Annotated in this window: 13 protein-coding genes; 5 read left to right on the top strand and 8 right to left on the bottom strand. The window is 67.8% G+C overall.

Translation table 11 applies throughout. The annotated features are described in order from the left end of the window. The first annotated feature begins 90 nt into the window (after positions 1–90). Positions 91–1,404 carry a muramidase family protein gene (locus ASF54_RS00560; RefSeq protein WP_055957504.1) on the top strand — a complete coding sequence of 438 codons (1,314 nt, stop codon included), beginning with the start codon at positions 91–93 and terminating at the stop codon, positions 1,402–1,404. Positions 1,405–1,506: 102 nt separating this feature from the next. Continuing rightward, positions 1,507–3,459 carry a Stk1 family PASTA domain-containing Ser/Thr kinase gene (pknB, locus tag ASF54_RS00555; RefSeq protein ID WP_442855779.1) on the top strand — a complete coding sequence of 651 codons (1,953 nt, stop codon included), beginning with the start codon at positions 1,507–1,509 and terminating at the stop codon, positions 3,457–3,459. Positions 3,460–3,627: 168 nt separating this feature from the next. On the opposite strand, the gene ASF54_RS00550 is transcribed toward pknB, so the two are convergent. From ASF54_RS00550 to ASF54_RS00540, 3 genes are all read right to left on the bottom strand, one after another. Beyond that, positions 3,628–4,962, bottom strand: coding sequence for a class II 3-deoxy-7-phosphoheptulonate synthase (locus ASF54_RS00550; RefSeq protein WP_055957497.1), 1,335 nt, complete (start codon positions 4,960–4,962; stop codon positions 3,628–3,630). 98 nt (positions 4,963–5,060) lie between these two features. Continuing rightward, positions 5,061–5,750: a lysophospholipid acyltransferase family protein gene (locus ASF54_RS00545; protein WP_055957495.1), complete on the bottom strand. Its 690-nt coding sequence runs from the start codon at positions 5,748–5,750 to the stop codon at positions 5,061–5,063. A 47-nt stretch (positions 5,751–5,797) separates the two neighbouring features. Next, positions 5,798–6,763 (bottom strand): ROK family glucokinase, encoded by a 966-nt coding sequence (locus ASF54_RS00540; protein WP_055957492.1) that lies wholly within the window; start codon positions 6,761–6,763, stop codon positions 5,798–5,800. A gap of 128 nt (positions 6,764–6,891) precedes the next feature. Here ASF54_RS00540 and ASF54_RS00535 point away from each other — a divergent pair, with 128 nt between their 5' ends. Then, a complete protein-coding gene (locus ASF54_RS00535) occupies positions 6,892–8,100 on the top strand; it encodes an AMP-binding protein (protein ID WP_055957489.1) in 1,209 nt (402 codons plus the stop codon). A gap of 168 nt (positions 8,101–8,268) precedes the next feature. Here the strand turns inward: ASF54_RS00535 and ASF54_RS00530 are convergent, their stop codons facing one another. Both ASF54_RS00530 and ASF54_RS00525 read right to left on the bottom strand, forming a co-directional pair. Continuing rightward, a complete protein-coding gene (locus tag ASF54_RS00530) occupies positions 8,269–8,760 on the bottom strand; it encodes a peptide deformylase (protein WP_055957485.1) in 492 nt (163 codons plus the stop codon). 182 nt (positions 8,761–8,942) lie between these two features. Next, complete coding sequence (locus ASF54_RS00525) at positions 8,943–12,341, bottom strand: pyruvate carboxylase (protein WP_055957483.1); 3,399 nt, start codon at positions 12,339–12,341, stop codon at positions 8,943–8,945. A gap of 75 nt (positions 12,342–12,416) precedes the next feature. Between ASF54_RS00525 and ASF54_RS00520 the strand changes: the two genes are divergently transcribed. Beyond that, positions 12,417–13,232, top strand: coding sequence for a ParA family protein (locus tag ASF54_RS00520; protein ID WP_055961752.1), 816 nt, complete (start codon positions 12,417–12,419; stop codon positions 13,230–13,232). Positions 13,233–13,416: 184 nt separating this feature from the next. On the opposite strand, the gene ASF54_RS00515 is transcribed toward ASF54_RS00520, so the two are convergent. The 3 genes from ASF54_RS00515 to ASF54_RS00505 all read right to left on the bottom strand — a co-directional run bounded on the left by ASF54_RS00515 (position 13,417) and on the right by ASF54_RS00505 (position 15,317). Continuing rightward, positions 13,417–13,899, bottom strand: a complete 483-nt coding sequence (locus ASF54_RS00515) for a MerR family transcriptional regulator (RefSeq protein WP_123944210.1) — start codon at positions 13,897–13,899, stop codon at positions 13,417–13,419. A 243-nt stretch (positions 13,900–14,142) separates the two neighbouring features. Then, the gene (gene ftsR, locus ASF54_RS00510; protein ID WP_055957478.1) at positions 14,143–14,841 is read right to left on the bottom strand and encodes a transcriptional regulator FtsR; all 699 of its coding nucleotides are present in this window, start codon (positions 14,839–14,841) and stop codon (positions 14,143–14,145) included. Continuing rightward, entirely contained in the window at positions 14,841–15,317 is a 477-nt protein-coding gene (locus tag ASF54_RS00505; protein ID WP_055957474.1) for an FHA domain-containing protein, read from the bottom strand. Before ASF54_RS00505 ends, ftsR begins: the two co-directional genes overlap by 1 nt. Before the next feature lie 185 nt (positions 15,318–15,502). Between ASF54_RS00505 and ASF54_RS00500 the strand changes: the two genes are divergently transcribed. After that, a complete protein-coding gene (locus tag ASF54_RS00500) occupies positions 15,503–17,197 on the top strand; it encodes a S1C family serine protease (protein WP_055957471.1) in 1,695 nt (564 codons plus the stop codon). Positions 17,198–17,340 lie beyond the last annotated feature (143 nt).

Here is a 17,340-nt window from a genome sequence, read left to right as displayed (position 1 = left end):
TTAATTGACTTGCCTATACATGTGTGCCAGCGTTGACCTTCGACGACACGCCGACCCGGCCGACCGGCACCGCCACGATCAGGGGATCACATGACCGAGCACGACCTTCCCGTCAACCGCAGCGCCGCCTACCGCATCGGTCGCGGCATGCTGGGCACGGTTCCGATCGTCATCGCCTCGTCGATGGTGATCAGCGCGAATCTGACCGGTCCCCTCTTTCTGCACGACCAGGCTCAGCCGCAGCCCAAGAAGCCCGGTATCAGCCCGGCGCCCAAGACCACGATCGACCTCGGCACAGTCGAGCACGAGCGAGCCGCGGTCGAGCTGACCGCCATCACGAGCGACGCCACCATCGAGACCGCCTCGGCTCCGACGACCTACCGGGTGAAGACCGGAGACACCGTCTCGGCCATCGCCGGCCGCTACGGCCTGTCGACCGCCTCGGTTCTGGCTCTCAACGGCCTCAGCTGGAAGTCGACGATCTTCCCCGGCCAGACCCTGCACCTCTCGTCGAAGGCGCCCGCCAAGTCGACCGCCAAGCCCGCCTCCTCGACCGGAACGGCGTCGACCCACACCGTCGTGCGCGGCGACACCCTGTCCGCCATCGCGAGCCGCCACGGGGTCTCGACGCAGGCGCTCCTGAAGGCCAACGGCCTCGGGCTGACGAGCATCATCTACCCCGGTCAGAAGATCAGGATCCCCGGATCCTCGGGTACCGCCTCGCCCGTGGCGAGCCCCGGGTCGTCGGCATCCGGCGGCTCGGCATCGTCGTCGTCGAGTGCGTCCTCCTACGTGATCAAGTCGGGCGACACCCTCTCGTCGATCGCGAAGAAGCACTCCACCACGGTCGAGAAGCTGCTGAAGGCGAACGGTCTGAGCTGGACCAGCACGATCTACGCGGGAAAGAAGCTCTCCATCCCCGGGCGCGGAGGCAGCGTCGCCCCGGCTTCGAGCTCGCCCGCCAAGCCCATCGCCTCGAGCGGCTCGGTCTCGGCCTCGGCGCTCGACGCCGAACAGCGCGGAAACGCCCGCACGATCATCTCGGTCGGTCGCTCCCTCGGAGTGAGCGACTACGGCATCGTGATTGCTCTCTCGGCCGCCGCGCAGGAGTCGAGCCTGTACAACCTGAATCGCGGAGACCGCGACTCCGTCGGCCTGTTCCAGCAGCGCCCGAGCATGGGATGGGGTTCGCGCGCCAAGCTGCTCGACACGGCCCACGCGACGCGACTCTTCTTCGGCGGAGTTCACAACCCCAACGCGGGCAAAACCTCCGGCCTCCTCGACGTGAGCGGCTGGTCTCGCATGACCGTCACGCAGGCCGCCCAGGCCGTCCAGATCTCGGCCTACCCCACCGCGTACGCCAAGTGGGAGCGCTCTGCACGCCTGTGGCTCGCCACTCTCTAGTCGACAGGTCGATAACGGTTTGCGCCGATCCGGTGAGCCTCTGCTCTCTCCCGGCGTGGCGTCCGTAACATTCCTCGGGTGAGTGCCAATCAAACCGACCCGATGATCGGACGTCTTATCGACGGTCGATACCAGGTCCGCTCACGCATCGCCCGCGGCGGGATGGCGACGGTCTATCTCGCCTCCGACCTGCGGCTCGAACGGCCCGTCGCCGTCAAGATCATGCACGGCCATCTCGCCGACGACGAGAACTTTAAAGAGCGGTTCATCCAGGAGGCACGCTCCGCTGCGCGTCTGGCGCACCCCAATGTCGTGAACGTCTATGACCAGGGGCAAGACGACGAGTCCGCCTACATCGTGATGGAGTACCTGCCAGGCATCACGCTCCGTGAGCTCCTCCACGACCACAAGGTCCTCACGCCCGCGCAGGCCACCGACATCCTCGAGGCCGTCCTCGCCGGTCTGGCTGCCGCCCATCGCTCCGGCATCGTCCACCGCGACCTCAAGCCCGAGAACGTGCTCCTCGCCGACGACGGCCGCATCAAAATCGGCGACTTCGGTCTGGCTCGGGCCGCCTCGGCCAACACCGCCACCGGTGCGGCACTGCTCGGCACGATCGCCTACCTCTCCCCCGAGCTCGTCACCCGCGGCATCGCCGACACCCGCAGCGACATCTACGCGCTCGGCATCATGCTCTACGAGATGCTTACAGGTGAGCAGCCGTACAAGGGCGACCAGCCCATGCAGATCGCCTATCAGCACGCGAACGACACCGTGCCGATGCCGAGTGCAGTCAACCCCCGTGTTCCCGCCGAGCTCGACGAGCTCGTCCTCTGGGCGACGGCCCGCGACCCCGATCAACGACCGCGCGACGCCCGCGCCATGCTCGACCACCTGTTCGAGTTGCAGCGCGGCGGGGTCGAGCCCGGTGCCACCGCGATCAACCGCACGATGGTGCTGCCGCCGGCCATGGCTCCCGTGGGCCCGTCGGGGCGCGATACGGCGGGCCAGGGGCCGACCGGCGACACGCAGATCCTCTCGGGCGCGCGTCACCGCACCGGGCCGGTTCTGCCGGCGGGGTCGTCGAACGCCGACGCGCTGTCGCGGAAGGCCACTGCCCGCCGCAAGCGCGGCGTGGTGTGGCTCGTCATCTTGCTCGTACTCGCCCTCGGCGCGGGAGGAACGGCGTGGTGGTTCAGCACGGGCCCGGGCGCTCATGCCTCGGTGCCCTCGATCTCCGATGCGAGCGTCGCGAATGCGACGTCCGTGCTCGAGAGTCGTGGATTCACCGTCGCGAAGACGCGCGCCAGAACCTACGACGCCGTCATCCCCTCGGGCAAAGTCACCGGCACGAAGCCGCGCGGTGGGGCGGTCGTCGGCAAGGGCTCGACGGTGACTCTCATCGTCTCGCAGGGGCCACGCTCGCTTCCGCTTCCCGACGTCGTCGGCTCGTCCGAGAGCGCAGCGAAGTCGAAGCTCTCCTCGTCGTTCACCCTCCAGCAGTCGAACCATCGATTCGATGCGGCCGCTAAGGGCACCGTCCTGGCCATCTCGGGAAAGAACTCGGCGGGAGCGACGGTAGATCTGGGATCCGCGTCCACGTATCGAGAGAAACGACCGATCACGCTCACGGTGTCTCTCGGACCCGTGCCCGACGTGAGCGGCAAGGCCTTCTCGGACGCCATAGCGACCCTCAGCGAAGTCGGCCTGAAAGGTGTCGAGACGTCGAGCGAATACAGCGACAGCGTCTCGCAGGGCCTCGTGATCCGGCAGGGTATGGCCGGCGACGGCCCGGTCGTCGAGGGTGCGACCGTCAACCTGGTGGTCTCGAAGGGGCCGATGCCGATCGAGGTGCCGAACGTCTCGGGCAAGACCCTGCGAAGCGCCCAGACCGAACTCGAAGGGCTCGGCCTGATCGCGTCGTACCCGACCTGCACCAACATCCTCTGCGCCGTGATCGACTGGAAGTCGACGCTGAAAGTGTCGTCGATGGAGCCGGGTGCCGGCACCACAGCGTTCAAGGGCGACACCGTCAAGCTCAGCTACAACCAGTAGGCGTAGCGACACCGGTGGGCTTAGCGGCGCCAGTCAGTCGCCGTCGCGCCGCCGGTCAGTCGCCGTGGCGCATGGGGCTGACACGCCGGATGCGCCGAAAGTGCCCAGGTAGTCGCTGACCGGCAGGGACAGCGACCACCTGAGCACTTTCGGTAGTGCTGACTAAGACTATTCGGCCGCGGCCGACAGTTCTTCGGCCACCAGGAACGCGAGCTCGAGCGACTGCATGTGGTTGAGACGCGGATCGCAGAGGCTCTCGTAGCGCGTTGCGAGGGTGGCCTCGTCGATGTGCTCCGACCCGCCCAGGCACTCGGTGACGTCGTCGCCCGTGAGCTCGATGTGGATGCCGCCCGGGTGGGTGCCGGCCGCACGGTGCGCCTCGAAGAATCCCTTGACCTCGTCGACGATCTCTTCGAAGCGACGCGTCTTGTAGCCCGACGGAGTCGTCATTCCGTTGCCGTGCATCGGGTCGGAGACCCAGAGCGGCGTGGCGTCGGCCGCCTTGATCGCCTCGAGGAGCGGCGGCAGCGACTCGCGAATCTTTCCGGCGCCCATTCGCGTGATGAAGGTGAGACGCCCGGGCTCGCGCTCGGGGTCGAGCTTGTCGATCAGACGCAGCATGTCGTCGGGCGTCGTGGTGGGGCCGAGCTTGACGCCGATCGGGTTGCGGACGCGCGACAGGAAGTCGACGTGAGCGCCGTCGAGGTCTCGGGTGCGCTCGCCGATCCACTGGAAGTGCGACGACAGTGCGTAGGGCGCGCCCGTCCGCGAGTCGATGCGCGTCATGGGCCGCTCGTAGTCCATCAGAAGCGCCTCGTGGCAGGTGTAGAACTCGGTGCGCCGCATCTCGTCGAAGTCGGCACCGGCCGCCTCCATGAACCGGACGGCCTTGTCGATCTCGTGCGCGAGGTGCTCGTACATCGAGTTGGCCGGGTTCGACGCGAAACCCTTGTTCCACGAGTGCACCTGGCGGAGGTCAGCGAACCCGCCCTGCGTGAAAGCACGGATCAGGTTCAGGGTCGAGGCACTCGTGTGGTAGCCGCGGACGAGGCGAGCAGGATCCGGCTGCCGCGACTCGGGCGTGAAGTCGTAGCCATTGATGATGTCGCCCCGGTAGGCCGGAAGCGTCACGCCGTCGCGGGTCTCGAAGTTGCTCGACCGGGGCTTGGCGAACTGACCGGCCATGCGGCCCATCTTGATGACCGGCACGCTCGCGCCGTAGGTCAGGACGACGGCCATCTGCAGGATCGTCTTGACCCGGTTGCGGATGTTGTCGGCGGTCGCGCCGGCGAAGGTCTCGGCGCAGTCACCGCCCTGCAACAGGAATGCCCGGCCGGCGGCGGCATCGGCGAGCCGATCTCGCAGAGTGTCGACCTCTCCGGCAAAGACGAGCGGGGGGTACGTGGCGATCTCGGCGGAGGCCGCCTCGACCGCGGACGGGTCGGCCCACTCCGGCTGCTGCTTGATGGGCAGGGTGCGCCAATAATCCAGTCCGGCGATCACATCGGGATCAGCAGAAATAACTGGGTAATCGGTCTGGAGCACTGTGTCCTCATCGCGTGGCTGAAGGTCGGCGATCGATCGATCGCGACCCTGGGAGCCTATCGCGAAAGGGCGGCTCGCCTCTCTTTGACCGACGAGGCATAGACGTCGGCGTACTCCTGGCCGGAGAGGACGTTGAGCTCGTACATGATCTCGTCGGTGATCGACCGGAGGATGAACCGGTCGCCCTCGAGACCCTCAAACCGGCTGAAGTCGAGGGGCTCGCCGAACACGACGCCGATGCGGTGCAGGTGCGGCCGCTTGGATCCGGTGATCATGACCTTCTGAGTGTCGATCATCGCTACGGGGATCACCCGGACCCGACCCTCGAGGATCATCCGCGCGACTCCCGTGCGTCCGCGGTAGAGCCGCCCGTCGGGGCTCCTGGTGCCCTCGGGATAGATGCCGAGCTGCTCGCCCCGAGCCAGCACGGCGAGCCCGGTGTTCAGGGATGCCTCGGAGGCCTTGCCACCGGACCGGTCGATCGAGAGTTGGCCGGTCGCGTTGAAGAAGAGGCGCGTGGCCATGCCCCGAATGCCGCGTCCCGTGAAGTAGTCGCTCTTCGCGAGGAACGAGAGCCGGCGCTCGAGCACGAGCGGCAGGAAGATCGAGTCGACGAACGAGAGGTGGTTGCTCGCGAAGATCACCGGGCCCGACTCGGGAACGTTCTCTTTGCCGACGACCCAGGGCCGGAAGACCGAAAGCAGGATGGGCCGAAACAAGAACGTCTTCATGATCCAGTAGAACAACGGCGTCTCCTCCTGCCCGAACGGTCGAAGTCTATCGGGAGCGCCGGTTAGAGCGCGGCGACGTGAAGACGGGCCAGATCGGCTGCCCCGACGACCCCGGCATCGTTGACGAGCTCGGCGATCACGAAGTCGGGCTCGGGATGGAAGCCCCGAGCCGGCAGGTGCGCTTCGTAGGCCTCTCGGATCGGACCGAGCAGCAGCTCGCCCGATTGTGCGACGCCGCCGCCGAAGACGAACAGCTGGGGGTCGAGGATGACGCTCAGCGAGGCCGCCGCCTGCCCGAGCCACGAGCCGAGCTCGCGGAGAGCCTCGAGGGCGCCCGCGTCTCCGGCGCTCATCAGCCCGGCGACGTCGTGTCCGGTTAGCACCCCGTTCTTTGCGCGGATGTCGGCGAGGGCCTTGCCTGCGGCACCCCCGCGATCGGCGACCTCGCCGGCCATCCGGAGCAGGGCGCGGCCCGAACCGTACTGCTCGATGCAACCGCGAGCACCGCAGCCGCACAGGATGCCCCCGGGGACGATGCGCATATGCCCGAGCTCGCCACCCGTGCCGAACCCGCCGCGAAGGAGACGGTCCTGGGTGACGATTGCGCCGCCGACGCCCGTGCCGATGGTCAACATGGTCATGTCGCTCACGAGGCGCCCGGCGCCGAAACGGAACTCCGCCCAGCCGGCCGCGTTGGCGTCGTTGTCGATCGTGATGTGCAGGTCGAGCTGGTCGTTGAGGCGCGCTCGAAGCGGCTCGTTCCGCCAAGGGATGTTCGGCGTGTAGTAGACGGTCGACTGAGCGGCGTCGATGAAGCCGGGTGCCGCGACCCCGGCGGCGACGACCTCGCCACCCGACGCCGGAGCTGCGTCCTGCAGGTCGCGGATCATCGACACGACCGCCGCGACGATCGACTCGGAGTCTCCGGCGGGAGTCGGAACCCTCCGCTCGGCAACGATGTCACCGAGTTCGGTGACCACGCCCCCCGCGATCTTGGTTCCGCCGATGTCGATTCCGATGGCCTGCACGAGCAGACACTCTACCTCCGAGCGCCACGGCGACCCGTTCGCGGACCGCGGGGCTTACGCCGGACACGTTCCGGTCACCCCCTTCGGTACAGTGAGTCGACCCGTCACCGACCCGGGAGGAGCCACCGGTGGAGCATCACGAGACAGCAGCCGAAACCGCAGCCGCCGGAACGCTGACGCACCTTCTCTTCGAGACGGCCGAGCAGGATCCTTCGGCTCGGCTCTTCTCGATCCCCGACTCGTTCGGCGGCTGGTTCGACCTGTCCGGTGCCGAGTTCGTGCTCCGGGTGCGGGCTCTGGCGAAGGGCTTCTTGGCGGCCGAGCTCCAGGTGGGCGACACCGTCGCGGTGCTCTGCTCGAACCGCTATGAGACGACCCTCATCGACTTCGCCGCGGCCGCGATCGGCGTCTCGGTTCTGCCGCTCGAGCCAGAAGCCGAGCAGGCCGAGCTCGTCGCCACCCTCGAGAGCAGCCGAGCCCGAGCCGTGATCGTCGAGTCGGTGCGCGACTTCGCCCGGGTCGACGAGATCCAGGGCGACCTCCCGCTCGTCTCCGACGTCTGGCAGGTCGGCCTGGCCGACCTCGACAAGCTCGCCGACCTCGGTCGCACGGTCGCCGACGAGATCCTCGACGCGCGAATCCTGATGGTCACGCCCGACACCGCTGCGGCCTTCGTGCGCGAAGACGATCGACTCGTGGCCGTCAGCCACTCGACGATCCTCACGCGAGTGGCCGACCTCGCAGTCGCCCTCGACGGGCTCGGCGCCGTTGATGCAGACGACTCCGGGATCCTTCAGATTCTCGCTCCGACCGACCCGTTCGCGCGTCTGACGGCCACTCTCGCGGTTGCGACGTCTACCCGGCTCGGTCATCTCGCGCTGGGCCACGAGCTGATCGCCTCGCTGGCGTCGTTCCGCCCCACGCTTCTCGTCGCCCACCCCGGCACCTACGTCGAGATCGAGACGGCGACGTACGAGCGCGCCGACCAGGCCGGTCGGGGCCCCGCGCTCCGGCAGGCGCTCGATGTCGCTATCGAGTACGCCGACGCCAATGCCGAGGGCTCGGCGTCACGCGGGCTCAAGACTCGCTACGCCGTGGCCGACACACTCGTGCTGCGCGGCCTCCGCAAGACGGTGGGCGGACGCATTCGTGCCGCCGTCGTGATCGGCGGGCCCATCGGCAGTGATCCGCTGCTGCCTCAGCCGCTCCGCAGGGTCATCCGGGGCCTCGACGTCGTGCCGCTGGAAGTGACTCTCGTGGGCGAGAGCCTCGTCGTCGTGGAGGCGCAAGACGCCGATGAAGACGACGGGTCTTCTCCGGAGCCCGACGAGGCCTGAGCTCGTCGGACCATGCCGCCACACCTTGGCTGCGTCGGAGGGTTCGGCGGGGCTGGCCCGGAAGGCGCTCGTCTGTTTTCCTAATTGACTCTGGAGTCGATCAGGCTTTTTCGAAGGGTGCTTCCGGCCCGGTTCGGCTCAGAACTCGTCGATTCGGAATCGGTCTGATCAGAACCAGTCGGACTCGCGGATCTGACGCATCGCATCGCGCTTGATCTCGGGGTCGAGGCCCATCACGTAGAGCTTTCCGTCGAGGTGGTCGGTCTCGTGCTGTAGCGCCTGAGCCATGAGCCCTTCGCCCTCGAGCACGACCGGGTTGCCGTCGAGGTCGACCCCCTCGACTCGCGCCCACGGGTATCGACGGCGCGGAAAGTAGAAGTCGGGCACCGAGAGGCAGCCCTCGTCGACCAGATCGGCCTCGCCCCGCACCTCGACGAGCACCGGGTTCAGCACGTAACCGATCTCACCGTCGACGTTGTAGCTGAAGGCGCGAAGTCCGACTCCGATCTGGCAGGCGGCGACCCCGGCGCGGCCGGGCACGGTCACCGTGTCGATCAAGTCTTTCACGAGGCCGGCGAGCCCGGGGTCATCGAGCTTGACCGGGTCGGAGGGCGAGCGGAGGATCGGGTCGCCGAAGAGGCGGATGGGGCGGTCGGTCACTGCAGAATTCTCCTGGTGCTGGGCGAGCGGGTGCTGGTCGTGCTGGTGCTGGTCGTGCCGGTGCTGCGGTGCAAATGTGAAGGAAAAACGCCCGGTCGCCGACGGAAACAAGCCGATCGGCGGGGGTCTGGGTCGAGAATCTCCTTCAAATTTGCAGGTGGGGCGGGCGCGCGAGTGCCTGGCTACTTGACGACGACGAGCAGATCGCCGGCGTCGACCTGCTGGGTGGTCGGGATCGCGAGACGCTCCACGATTCCGCCGACGGGTGTCGTGATCGCCGCCTCCATCTTCATCGCCTCGATGGTAGCGACCGGGGCGCCTGCCTCGACGCGGGCTCCGGCAGTCACCTTGAGCGTGACGACGCCCGAGAAGGGTGCGGCGATCTCGCCGGCAGCGGTGCGATCGGCCTTCTCGGCGGCGCGGGCCGACACTTCGATCGACCGGTCGCGGATGAACACCGGCCGCAGCTGCCCGTTGAGCGTCGTCATGACCGTGCGAACGCCCTTGTCGTCGGCCTCGCCGATCGCTTCCAGCCCGATGTAGAGGTTGACGCCCTTCGCGACCGGCACCGTGTGCTCGACACCGGGCTTGAGCCCGTACAGGTAGTCGGGCGTCGAGACGACCGACAGGTCTCCGTACGAGTCGACGATCTCGCGGTACTGCTTCGTCGGCCCCGCGAACAGCAGACGGTTCAGCGTCTCCTGGCGGGTGCGACCGGGCTCGGCGAGAAGGGCGAGATCCGAAGGATCCACGGGCTCCACGCCGATCTTCACGTCGCGGCCCGCCAGCACCTTGCTCCGGAACGGCTCGGGCCACCCGCCCGGCAGGTCGCCGAGCTCGCCGGCCATGAACCCGATCACGCTGTCCGGGATGTCGAACTTCGCCGGATCGCGCTCGAACTCGGCCGGATCGGCGTCTGCCGCGGCGAGCTGCAAAGCGAGGTCGCCGACGACCTTCGACGACGGCGTGACCTTCGTCGGGCGGCCGAGGATCCGATTGGCCGCGGCATACCAGTCCTCGACCTTCTCGAACTGGTCACCCAGGCCGAGGGAGATCGCCTGTTGCCGCAGGTTCGACAGTTGCCCGCCGGGGATCTCGTGCTTGTAGACCCGGCCGGTCGGGCCCGCGAGACCCGACTCGAACGGCTTGTAGACGCGCCTGACGGCCTCCCAGTAGGGCTCGAGATCGCTGACGGCGTCGAGCGACAGGCCGGTGTCGCGCTCGGTGTGGGCGAGAGCGGCGACCAGCGCCGAGGCCGAGGGCTGAGACGTCGTACCGGCCATCGGCGCGCTTGCGACGTCAACGGCGTCGGCGCCCGCGCGGCTCGCGGCGAGGAGGGTCGCGAGCTGGCCGCCCGCGGTGTCGTGGGTGTGCACGTGCACCGGGAGGTCGAAGCGCTCCCGGAGGGCGCCGACGAGCTTCTCGGCCGCGCCGGCTCGGAGCAGGCCCGCCATGTCTTTGATGGCGATGATGTGCGCGCCGGCCTCGACGATCTGCTCGGCGAGCCGGAGGTAGTAGTCGAGCGTGTACAGCTCTTCCGCCGGGTCGAGGAGGTCGGCGGTGTAGCAGAGCGCCACCTCCGCGACCGTGGTGCCGGTCTCGAGCACGGAGTCGATGGCCGGACGCATCTGGGAGACGTCGTTGAGGGCGTCGAAGATGCGGAAGATGTCGACACCGGTCGCCGCGGCCTCCTTGACGAAGGCGTCGGTGACTTCGACCGGGTACGGCGTGTAGCCGACCGTGTTACGACCGCGCAGGAGCATCTGGATGGCGATGTTGGGCAGGGCCTCCCGGAGGCTCGCCAGACGCTGCCAGGGGTCTTCGCCGAGGAACCGCAGAGCGACGTCATAGGTCGCGCCACCCCAGGCCTCCACGCTGAACAGCTCCGGCGTCAGGCGTGCCACGTGGGGCGCGACGGCGAGGAGGTCTTTTGACCGGACACGCGTCGCGAGCAGAGACTGGTGGGCGTCGCGCATCGTGGTCTCGGTCACCGCGAGGGCGGTTTGAGCGCGGAGGGCCGACGCGAAGCCGACCGGGCCGAGGGCCAGCAGGCGGTGCCGGGATCCTTCGGTCGGTTCTGACCGCAGGTCGATCGACGGGAGTTTCACAGCCGGGTCGATGGCGCCCTCGCCGGGGCCGTTCGGCTTGTTGACGGTGACGTCGGCGAGCCAGGTGAGGATCTTCGTGCCGCGGTCTTTCGAGACGTGGCCCTCGAAGAGCTGGGGGCGCTCCTCGATGAAGGAGGTACTGAGGTCGCCCGCAGCGAATGCCGGGTCTTCGAGCACCGCCTGAAGGAACGGGATGTTCGTCGAGACGCCGCGGATGCGGAACTCGGCGAGACCGCGCTTGGCTCGCACGACGGCGGCAGGGAAGTCGCGGCCGCGGGCCGTCATCTTGGCCAGCATCGAATCGAAGTGCGGGCTGATCTGGGTGCCCGGGTTGATCGTTCCGCCGTCGAGTCGGATGCCGGCGCCACCCGGTGAGCGGTAGGTCGTGATGCGACCCGTGTCGGGGCGGAAACCGGCGTTCGGGTCTTCGGTCGTGATGCGGCACTGGAGAGCGGCGCCGCGGAGGTGGATCTCGGGCTGGGTGAGGCCCAGCTCGTGCAGGGTCTCCCCTGCCGCGATGCGCATCTGCGAGAGCACCAGGTCGACGTCGGTGACCTCTTCGGTGACGGTGTGCTCGACCTGGATGCGCGGATTCATCTCGATGAAGACGTGCTCGCCGCGGCGCTCCCCCGCCGTGTCGAGCAGGAACTCGACGGTGCCGGCATTGACGTAGCCGATCGATCGGGCGAAGGCGATCGCATCGCGGTGCATCGCCTGGCGGGTGGTCTCGTCGAGGTTCGGTGCCGGGGCGATCTCGACAACCTTCTGGTGGCGGCGCTGCACGGAGCAGTCGCGCTCGAACAGGTGCACCGTCTCGCCGGTCGCGTCGGCGAGGATCTGCACCTCGATGTGACGGGGGCGGACGACCGCCTGCTCGATGAACATCGTCGGGTCGCCGAAGGCGCTGTCGGCCTCGCGCATCGCCGCCTCGAGGGCCGACCGGAGGTCTTCCGGCTTGTCGACCCGGCGCATGCCGCGCCCACCGCCGCCGGCGACGGCCTTGGCGAACACGGGGAAGCCGATCTCGTCGGCACCGATGATCAGAGCCTCGACGTCGCGACTCGCGGGCGTCGACTTCAAGACCGGTACTCCGGCCGCGATGGCCTTCTCTTTAGCGGTGACCTTGTTGCCGGCCATCTCGAGCACGTGCTGGCCCGGACCGATGAAGGTGATGCCCGCCCTCGTCGCGGCTTCGGCCAGCTCAGGGTTCTCGGACAGGAAGCCGTAGCCGGGATAGATCGCATCGGCGCCGGACTCGACGGCCACCCGGATGATCTCGGTGACGTCGAGGTAGGCGCGGACCGGATGCCCGATCTCACCGATCTGGTAGGCCTCGTCGGCTTTGAGCCGATGCATGGAGTTGCGGTCTTCCCAGGGATACACAGCAACGGTTTTCGCACCCAGCTCGAAAGCGGCTCGGAAGGCCCGGATCGCTATCTCTCCGCGGTTTGCGACAAGGATCTTGGAGAACAAGGAGGAGCCTTTCTTCGCCGCGCCTCGCGGCCCGCTTTTAGGTGCTTCAACAGTAGTGAAGGTATCGTCTTGTTCGTGCATGTACTCAGCGTCAGCTCTCTCAAAGGCGGCGTCGGCAAGACGACCGTGACGCTCGGACTCACGTCGGCTGCCTTCGCCAAGGGTCTCCGGACCCTCGTGGTGGATCTCGACCCCCAGTCCGACGTGTCGACGGGTCTCGACATCAACGTAGCCGGGCACCTCAACGTGGCCGACGTCCTGGCCTCGCCGAAGGAGAAGACGGTCCGCGCGGCCATCGCTCCGTCGGGCTGGACGAAGGGTCGCACGGGCAAGATCGACGTGATGATCGGCAGCCCGTCGGCGATCAACTTCGACGGGCCCCACCCCTCGATCCGCGACATCTGGAAGCTCGAAGAGGCTCTCGCGAACGTCGAGGCCGACTACGACCTCGTCTTGATCGACTGCGCTCCCTCGCTCAACGCGCTCACCCGGACGGCCTGGGCCGCTTCCGACCGAGTGACCGTCGTCACCGAGCCCGGCCTCTTCTCCGTCGCCGCAGCCGACCGCGCGCTCCGCGCCATCGAAGAGATCCGTCGCGGCCTCTCCCCCCGTCTTCAGCCCCTCGGCATCATCGTGAACCGCGCTCGCGTGCAGTCGCTCGAGCACCAGTTCCGCATCAAAGAGCTGCGCGACATGTTCGGGCCCCTCGTGCTCTCCCCCCAGCTGCCGGAGCGCACCTCGCTTCAGCAGGCTCAGGGAGCCGCGAAGCCGCTCCACGTGTGGCCGGGCGAGAGCGCGCAAGAGATGGCGCGCAACTTCGACCAGTTGCTTGAGCGCATCATGCGCACGGCGAAGATCGGCGACTACGCCGAGCCTGCCGTTCAGCGCTAGCCCGGCGCTCGCGCGCCGAGACCTCAAAAAAGACCGCTTGGCAGCTCGCCAAGCGGTCTTTTTTGAGGTCTCGCGCTAGGGCGCGAGGCCTGGCGAGGTGAGATGCAAGGCGGAGCGCCGGCCGCTATGGCGAAGCCATGCGGGCGGAGCGACAACGCCGCAGGTCGCCCCGTCAGGTCTTGCGCTAGGAGGCGCGGGTTCTTCTTGCTGCGAGTTCGTCGGCGGGGTCGGCGGCCGGCGTCGAGTCGAGCTCGACGAGGCTGTTCTCGACCTCGCGGAGCACCTTGCCGACAGCGATGCCGAAGACGCCCTGACCGCGCGAGACGAGGTCGATGACCTCGTCGTTCGACGTGCACAGGTACACGGAGGCGCCGTCGCTCATGAGGGTGGTCTGTGCCAGGTCGTTGACGCCCGACTCGCGGAGCTGATTGACCGCGGTGCGGATCTGCTGCAGGGAGATGCCAGTGTCGAGAAGCCGCTTGACGAGTTTCAGCACCAGGATGTCGCGGAATCCGTAGAGACGCTGCGTGCCGGATCCTGCCGCTCCGCGGACGGTCGGTTCGACGAGACCGGTGCGAGCCCAGTAGTCGAGTTGACGATAGCTGATGCCGGCGGCGCGAGCGGCGGCGGTGCCGCGGTAGCCGTGGTCGTCTTCGAGCTCGATCATGCCGTCGGTGAAGAGGAGCTCTTCGCCGTACGACGAGCGGGGCGCTGATGCCTGGTGCGGTGCGTCGCCGAGGGACTCCTCGGGGGAACCTGACTCACTCATTAAGCGCCTTCCAACTTTAAGGTTCAACATCGGGTTGATGGTTGTACCGAGGTCAACCGTAGCGACAACCCCGACCCGACCGGGCCACATCCGCTCCGACACGACGGCGTGTCTTCGGATTGGCTCGAACCCGAACGAAGTCTAAGCGTCGAGGCGGCCGAGCGCCGAGCGAATGAGCGAAGTGCGGACGATCTCGAGCTGCTCGGAGATCTCGCGGGCCATCTCGGCCACGCGGGCGCGACCCGCCGCATCGCGGCGTCTGGCTGTCGGTGCGACGGCGCTTTCGATGAGACCCATCTCACGCTCGGCTGCGGCTCGGAACGGCCGGAGGTGCCGCGGTTCGATGCCGGTTTTGGCCAGTTCGACGAGCGCGGTCATGACCTTGACGTGATCGTCGCCGTAGTAGTCGGCGGCCGGAAGAAGGGAGGTCTGGACGGCGTCGTCGACGAGAGCCGCGGAGGCACCCGACTCGGCGATCAGTTCGTCGCGGCCGAGTCGGCGACCGCCTGACAGCATCGACGTGGGTGCCGCACCGGTGGGCAGAGACAGGGGGCGACCGGCATCGAGGTCGTCGAGGTGCTGACGGATGACCTTCAGCGGAAGGTAGTGGTCTCGCTGCAGACCCAGGATGAAGCGCAGCCGCTCGACGTCGTCGCCCGAGAATTTGCGGTAGCCGGACTCGGTGCGAACCGGGGTGACCAGCTGGCGCTCTTCGAGAAAGCGGAGCTTGGAGTTCGACAGGTCAGGAAAATCGGGCTTCAGACGAGCCAACACCTGACCGATCGTCAACAGGTCGGAGGAGCCCGGAGCGGAGACCGCCCGAGCCAGTGCGCGGGGCACTACCTCGTCGCCAGATTCGCGAGATCGACTCGAGATGCGTAGAAGGTGAGGCGGAACTTGCCGACCTGGACCTCGGCGCCATCGCTGAGGAGGGCCTCGTCGATGCGGACGCCGTCGAAGTAGGTGCCGTTGAGCGAACCCAGGTCTTTGACACTGAACGACGTGCCGTGACGGTGGAACTCGGCGTGCTTGCGACTGACGGTGACGTCGTCGAGGAAGATGCCCGCGTCGGGGTGACGACCGGCGACGGTGACGTCGGCGTCGAGGAGGAACCGCGCACCGATGTTCGGCCCACGGCGGACCACGAGAAGCGCTGAGCCCGACGGGAGGGACGAAACCGCCTCGCGCTCGTCGGACGAGACGCCCCCTTCGAGCGCGGCGAGCTGGGCTTGGAACTCCTCATTGAAGCTGAGGGTCGTGTCTACCTCTCGACGATGATCGTGCGCGTCGTTCGGTGGGGTGGCTGACTCTGCCATCGTGGACCTCCTGTGGCCACCAAGCGTAGCGGAATCGTTACGCGCCTTCAGCACCCAATTCACGGGTTGGGCTCCAAGGCTCTTATTGCGCTCTTCACCACTGCCACTCAGAGTCGTCATAGGGATTTCCATGCATGGGCGCATTGGATGAATGCACGTCACCACCCCGCCCCAGGAAGGCAATCATGACCGACAGCAGCAAGAACGACAGCGGCAACACCACTCCCGGTGCACCTGGAACCCCCGAATCCCACGGCACCGGCGACGACCAGAACGTAACCAACGAGCAGAACCAGGCGACCGAGCCCCTCGCAGCGACGCCGGGCGACGACGCCCCGACCGTCGAGGCTCCGTCCGTCGAGGCTCCGACGGCGCACACGCTTCCGTACCGCACCGGACCGACGCCCGCTCACTTCGTCAGCGAGGCGCACCCGTCCCAGTCAGCGACACCAGGATCCGAGTGGGCCGAGATGGGCCACGACAATTACGCCACGCAGAACCAGGGCGGCTCCCCCGCCGGCCAGTACGCGCAGTCGGGCCAGTACGCGCAGGCTCCCGGCCAGTACGGCCCGGCCGCGCAGTCGCCGTACGGCACCGGACCGGTGCCCCCGGCGTTCCAGAACCCGAAGCGACGCCCGAAGCGCTGGATGACGATCGCCGGCGCCGCAGCAGCCGGTGTGATCATCGCCGGAGCCGCCGGCGGCGGTGCCTACGCCATCGGTCACTCGACCGGCGAGAAGGCGGCCGATGCGGCCGGTCAGAGCCAGACCCTGCAGCTGCCGGGCGGTTCGAGCGGCTCCGGTTCGAGCGGCAGCGACTCCTCGGGCGGTTTCGGCGCCTACGGCTTCGGCCAGGGCAACGGGACCGACGGATCCTCTGGTTCTGATGGTTCGAGCGGAACCGGCACCACCCCGAGCGACGCCACCAGCGCCTCCGCGACCGAGAAGCAGGGTGTCGTCACCATCGTGTCGACGCTCGACTACAACGAGTCGTCGAAGTCGGCCGGCACCGGCATGGTCATGACCAGCGACGGTGAGATCCTCACCAACAACCACGTCGTGCAGGGTGCCACCAGCATCCAGGTGACCGTTGTCTCGACTGGCAAGACGTACACGGCCAAGGTGGTCGGCACCGATGCCACGAACGACGTCGCCGTGCTCAAGCTCGAAGACGCCAGCGGGCTGCAGACGGTCTCGTTCGGGGAGAACGACACCGTCTCCGCGGGTGACACCGTGCACTCCACCGGCAACGCCGAGGGCACAGGAAGCCTCGTCACGGCCAAGGGCACCGTGCTCGCCACCGACCAGTCGATCACCGTGCAGAGCGAATCGGGCTCCGGCACCGAGTCGTTGAAGAACCTCATCGAGGTCAGCGCCGACGTGGTCTCGGGCGACTCCGGCGGGCCGCTGCGCAACGCCGACGGCGACGTCATCGGCATCATCACGGCCGCGTCGTCGGGCACCTCCGACACGACCGGGTACGCGATCCCGATCTCGAGCGCGCTGTCGATCGCCAGCAATATCCTCGACGGCAACGAGTCCGGCACGATCCAGATCGGGCTTCCGGCGTTCCTGGGCGCGCAGATCTCGTCGACGGGTACCGGTTCGGGGACGGGCACCGGCACCGACGGCGGCACCGGCACGACCGGCTCGGGTGTCACCATCGCGGGCACCGTCTCGGGCAGCGCCGCCGCTAAGGCGGGTCTGGTCGCCGGAGACACGATCACCGCGATCGACTCCAAGTCCGTCACCGACGCCGATTCGCTCACGTCGACCATCCAGTCGTACAACCCGGGCGACTCGGTGAAGGTCACCTACACCGACGCCAACGGCGCGAGCAAGACCGTCACCGTGACGCTCGGTGAGGGCCCCGCCGCCTGACCCCCGCGTCGCTCCGAGGCCGCTCTCCCTGCCGGGAGGGCGGCCTCGTGCTGTGCGCGGTTGGTGTTGCAACTCCGCTCCCGCTCGCGCCAGCACCCCGAGACTCCCCAATGTGCCCATGCGTGCGGCCGCGATAGGCCATT

Origin of the sequence: Frondihabitans sp. Leaf304, from assembly GCF_001423105.1 — a bacterium.
Taxonomy (GTDB): domain Bacteria; phylum Actinomycetota; class Actinomycetes; order Actinomycetales; family Microbacteriaceae; genus Frondihabitans.
This window is presented reverse-complemented; position numbering and strand designations above follow the sequence as displayed.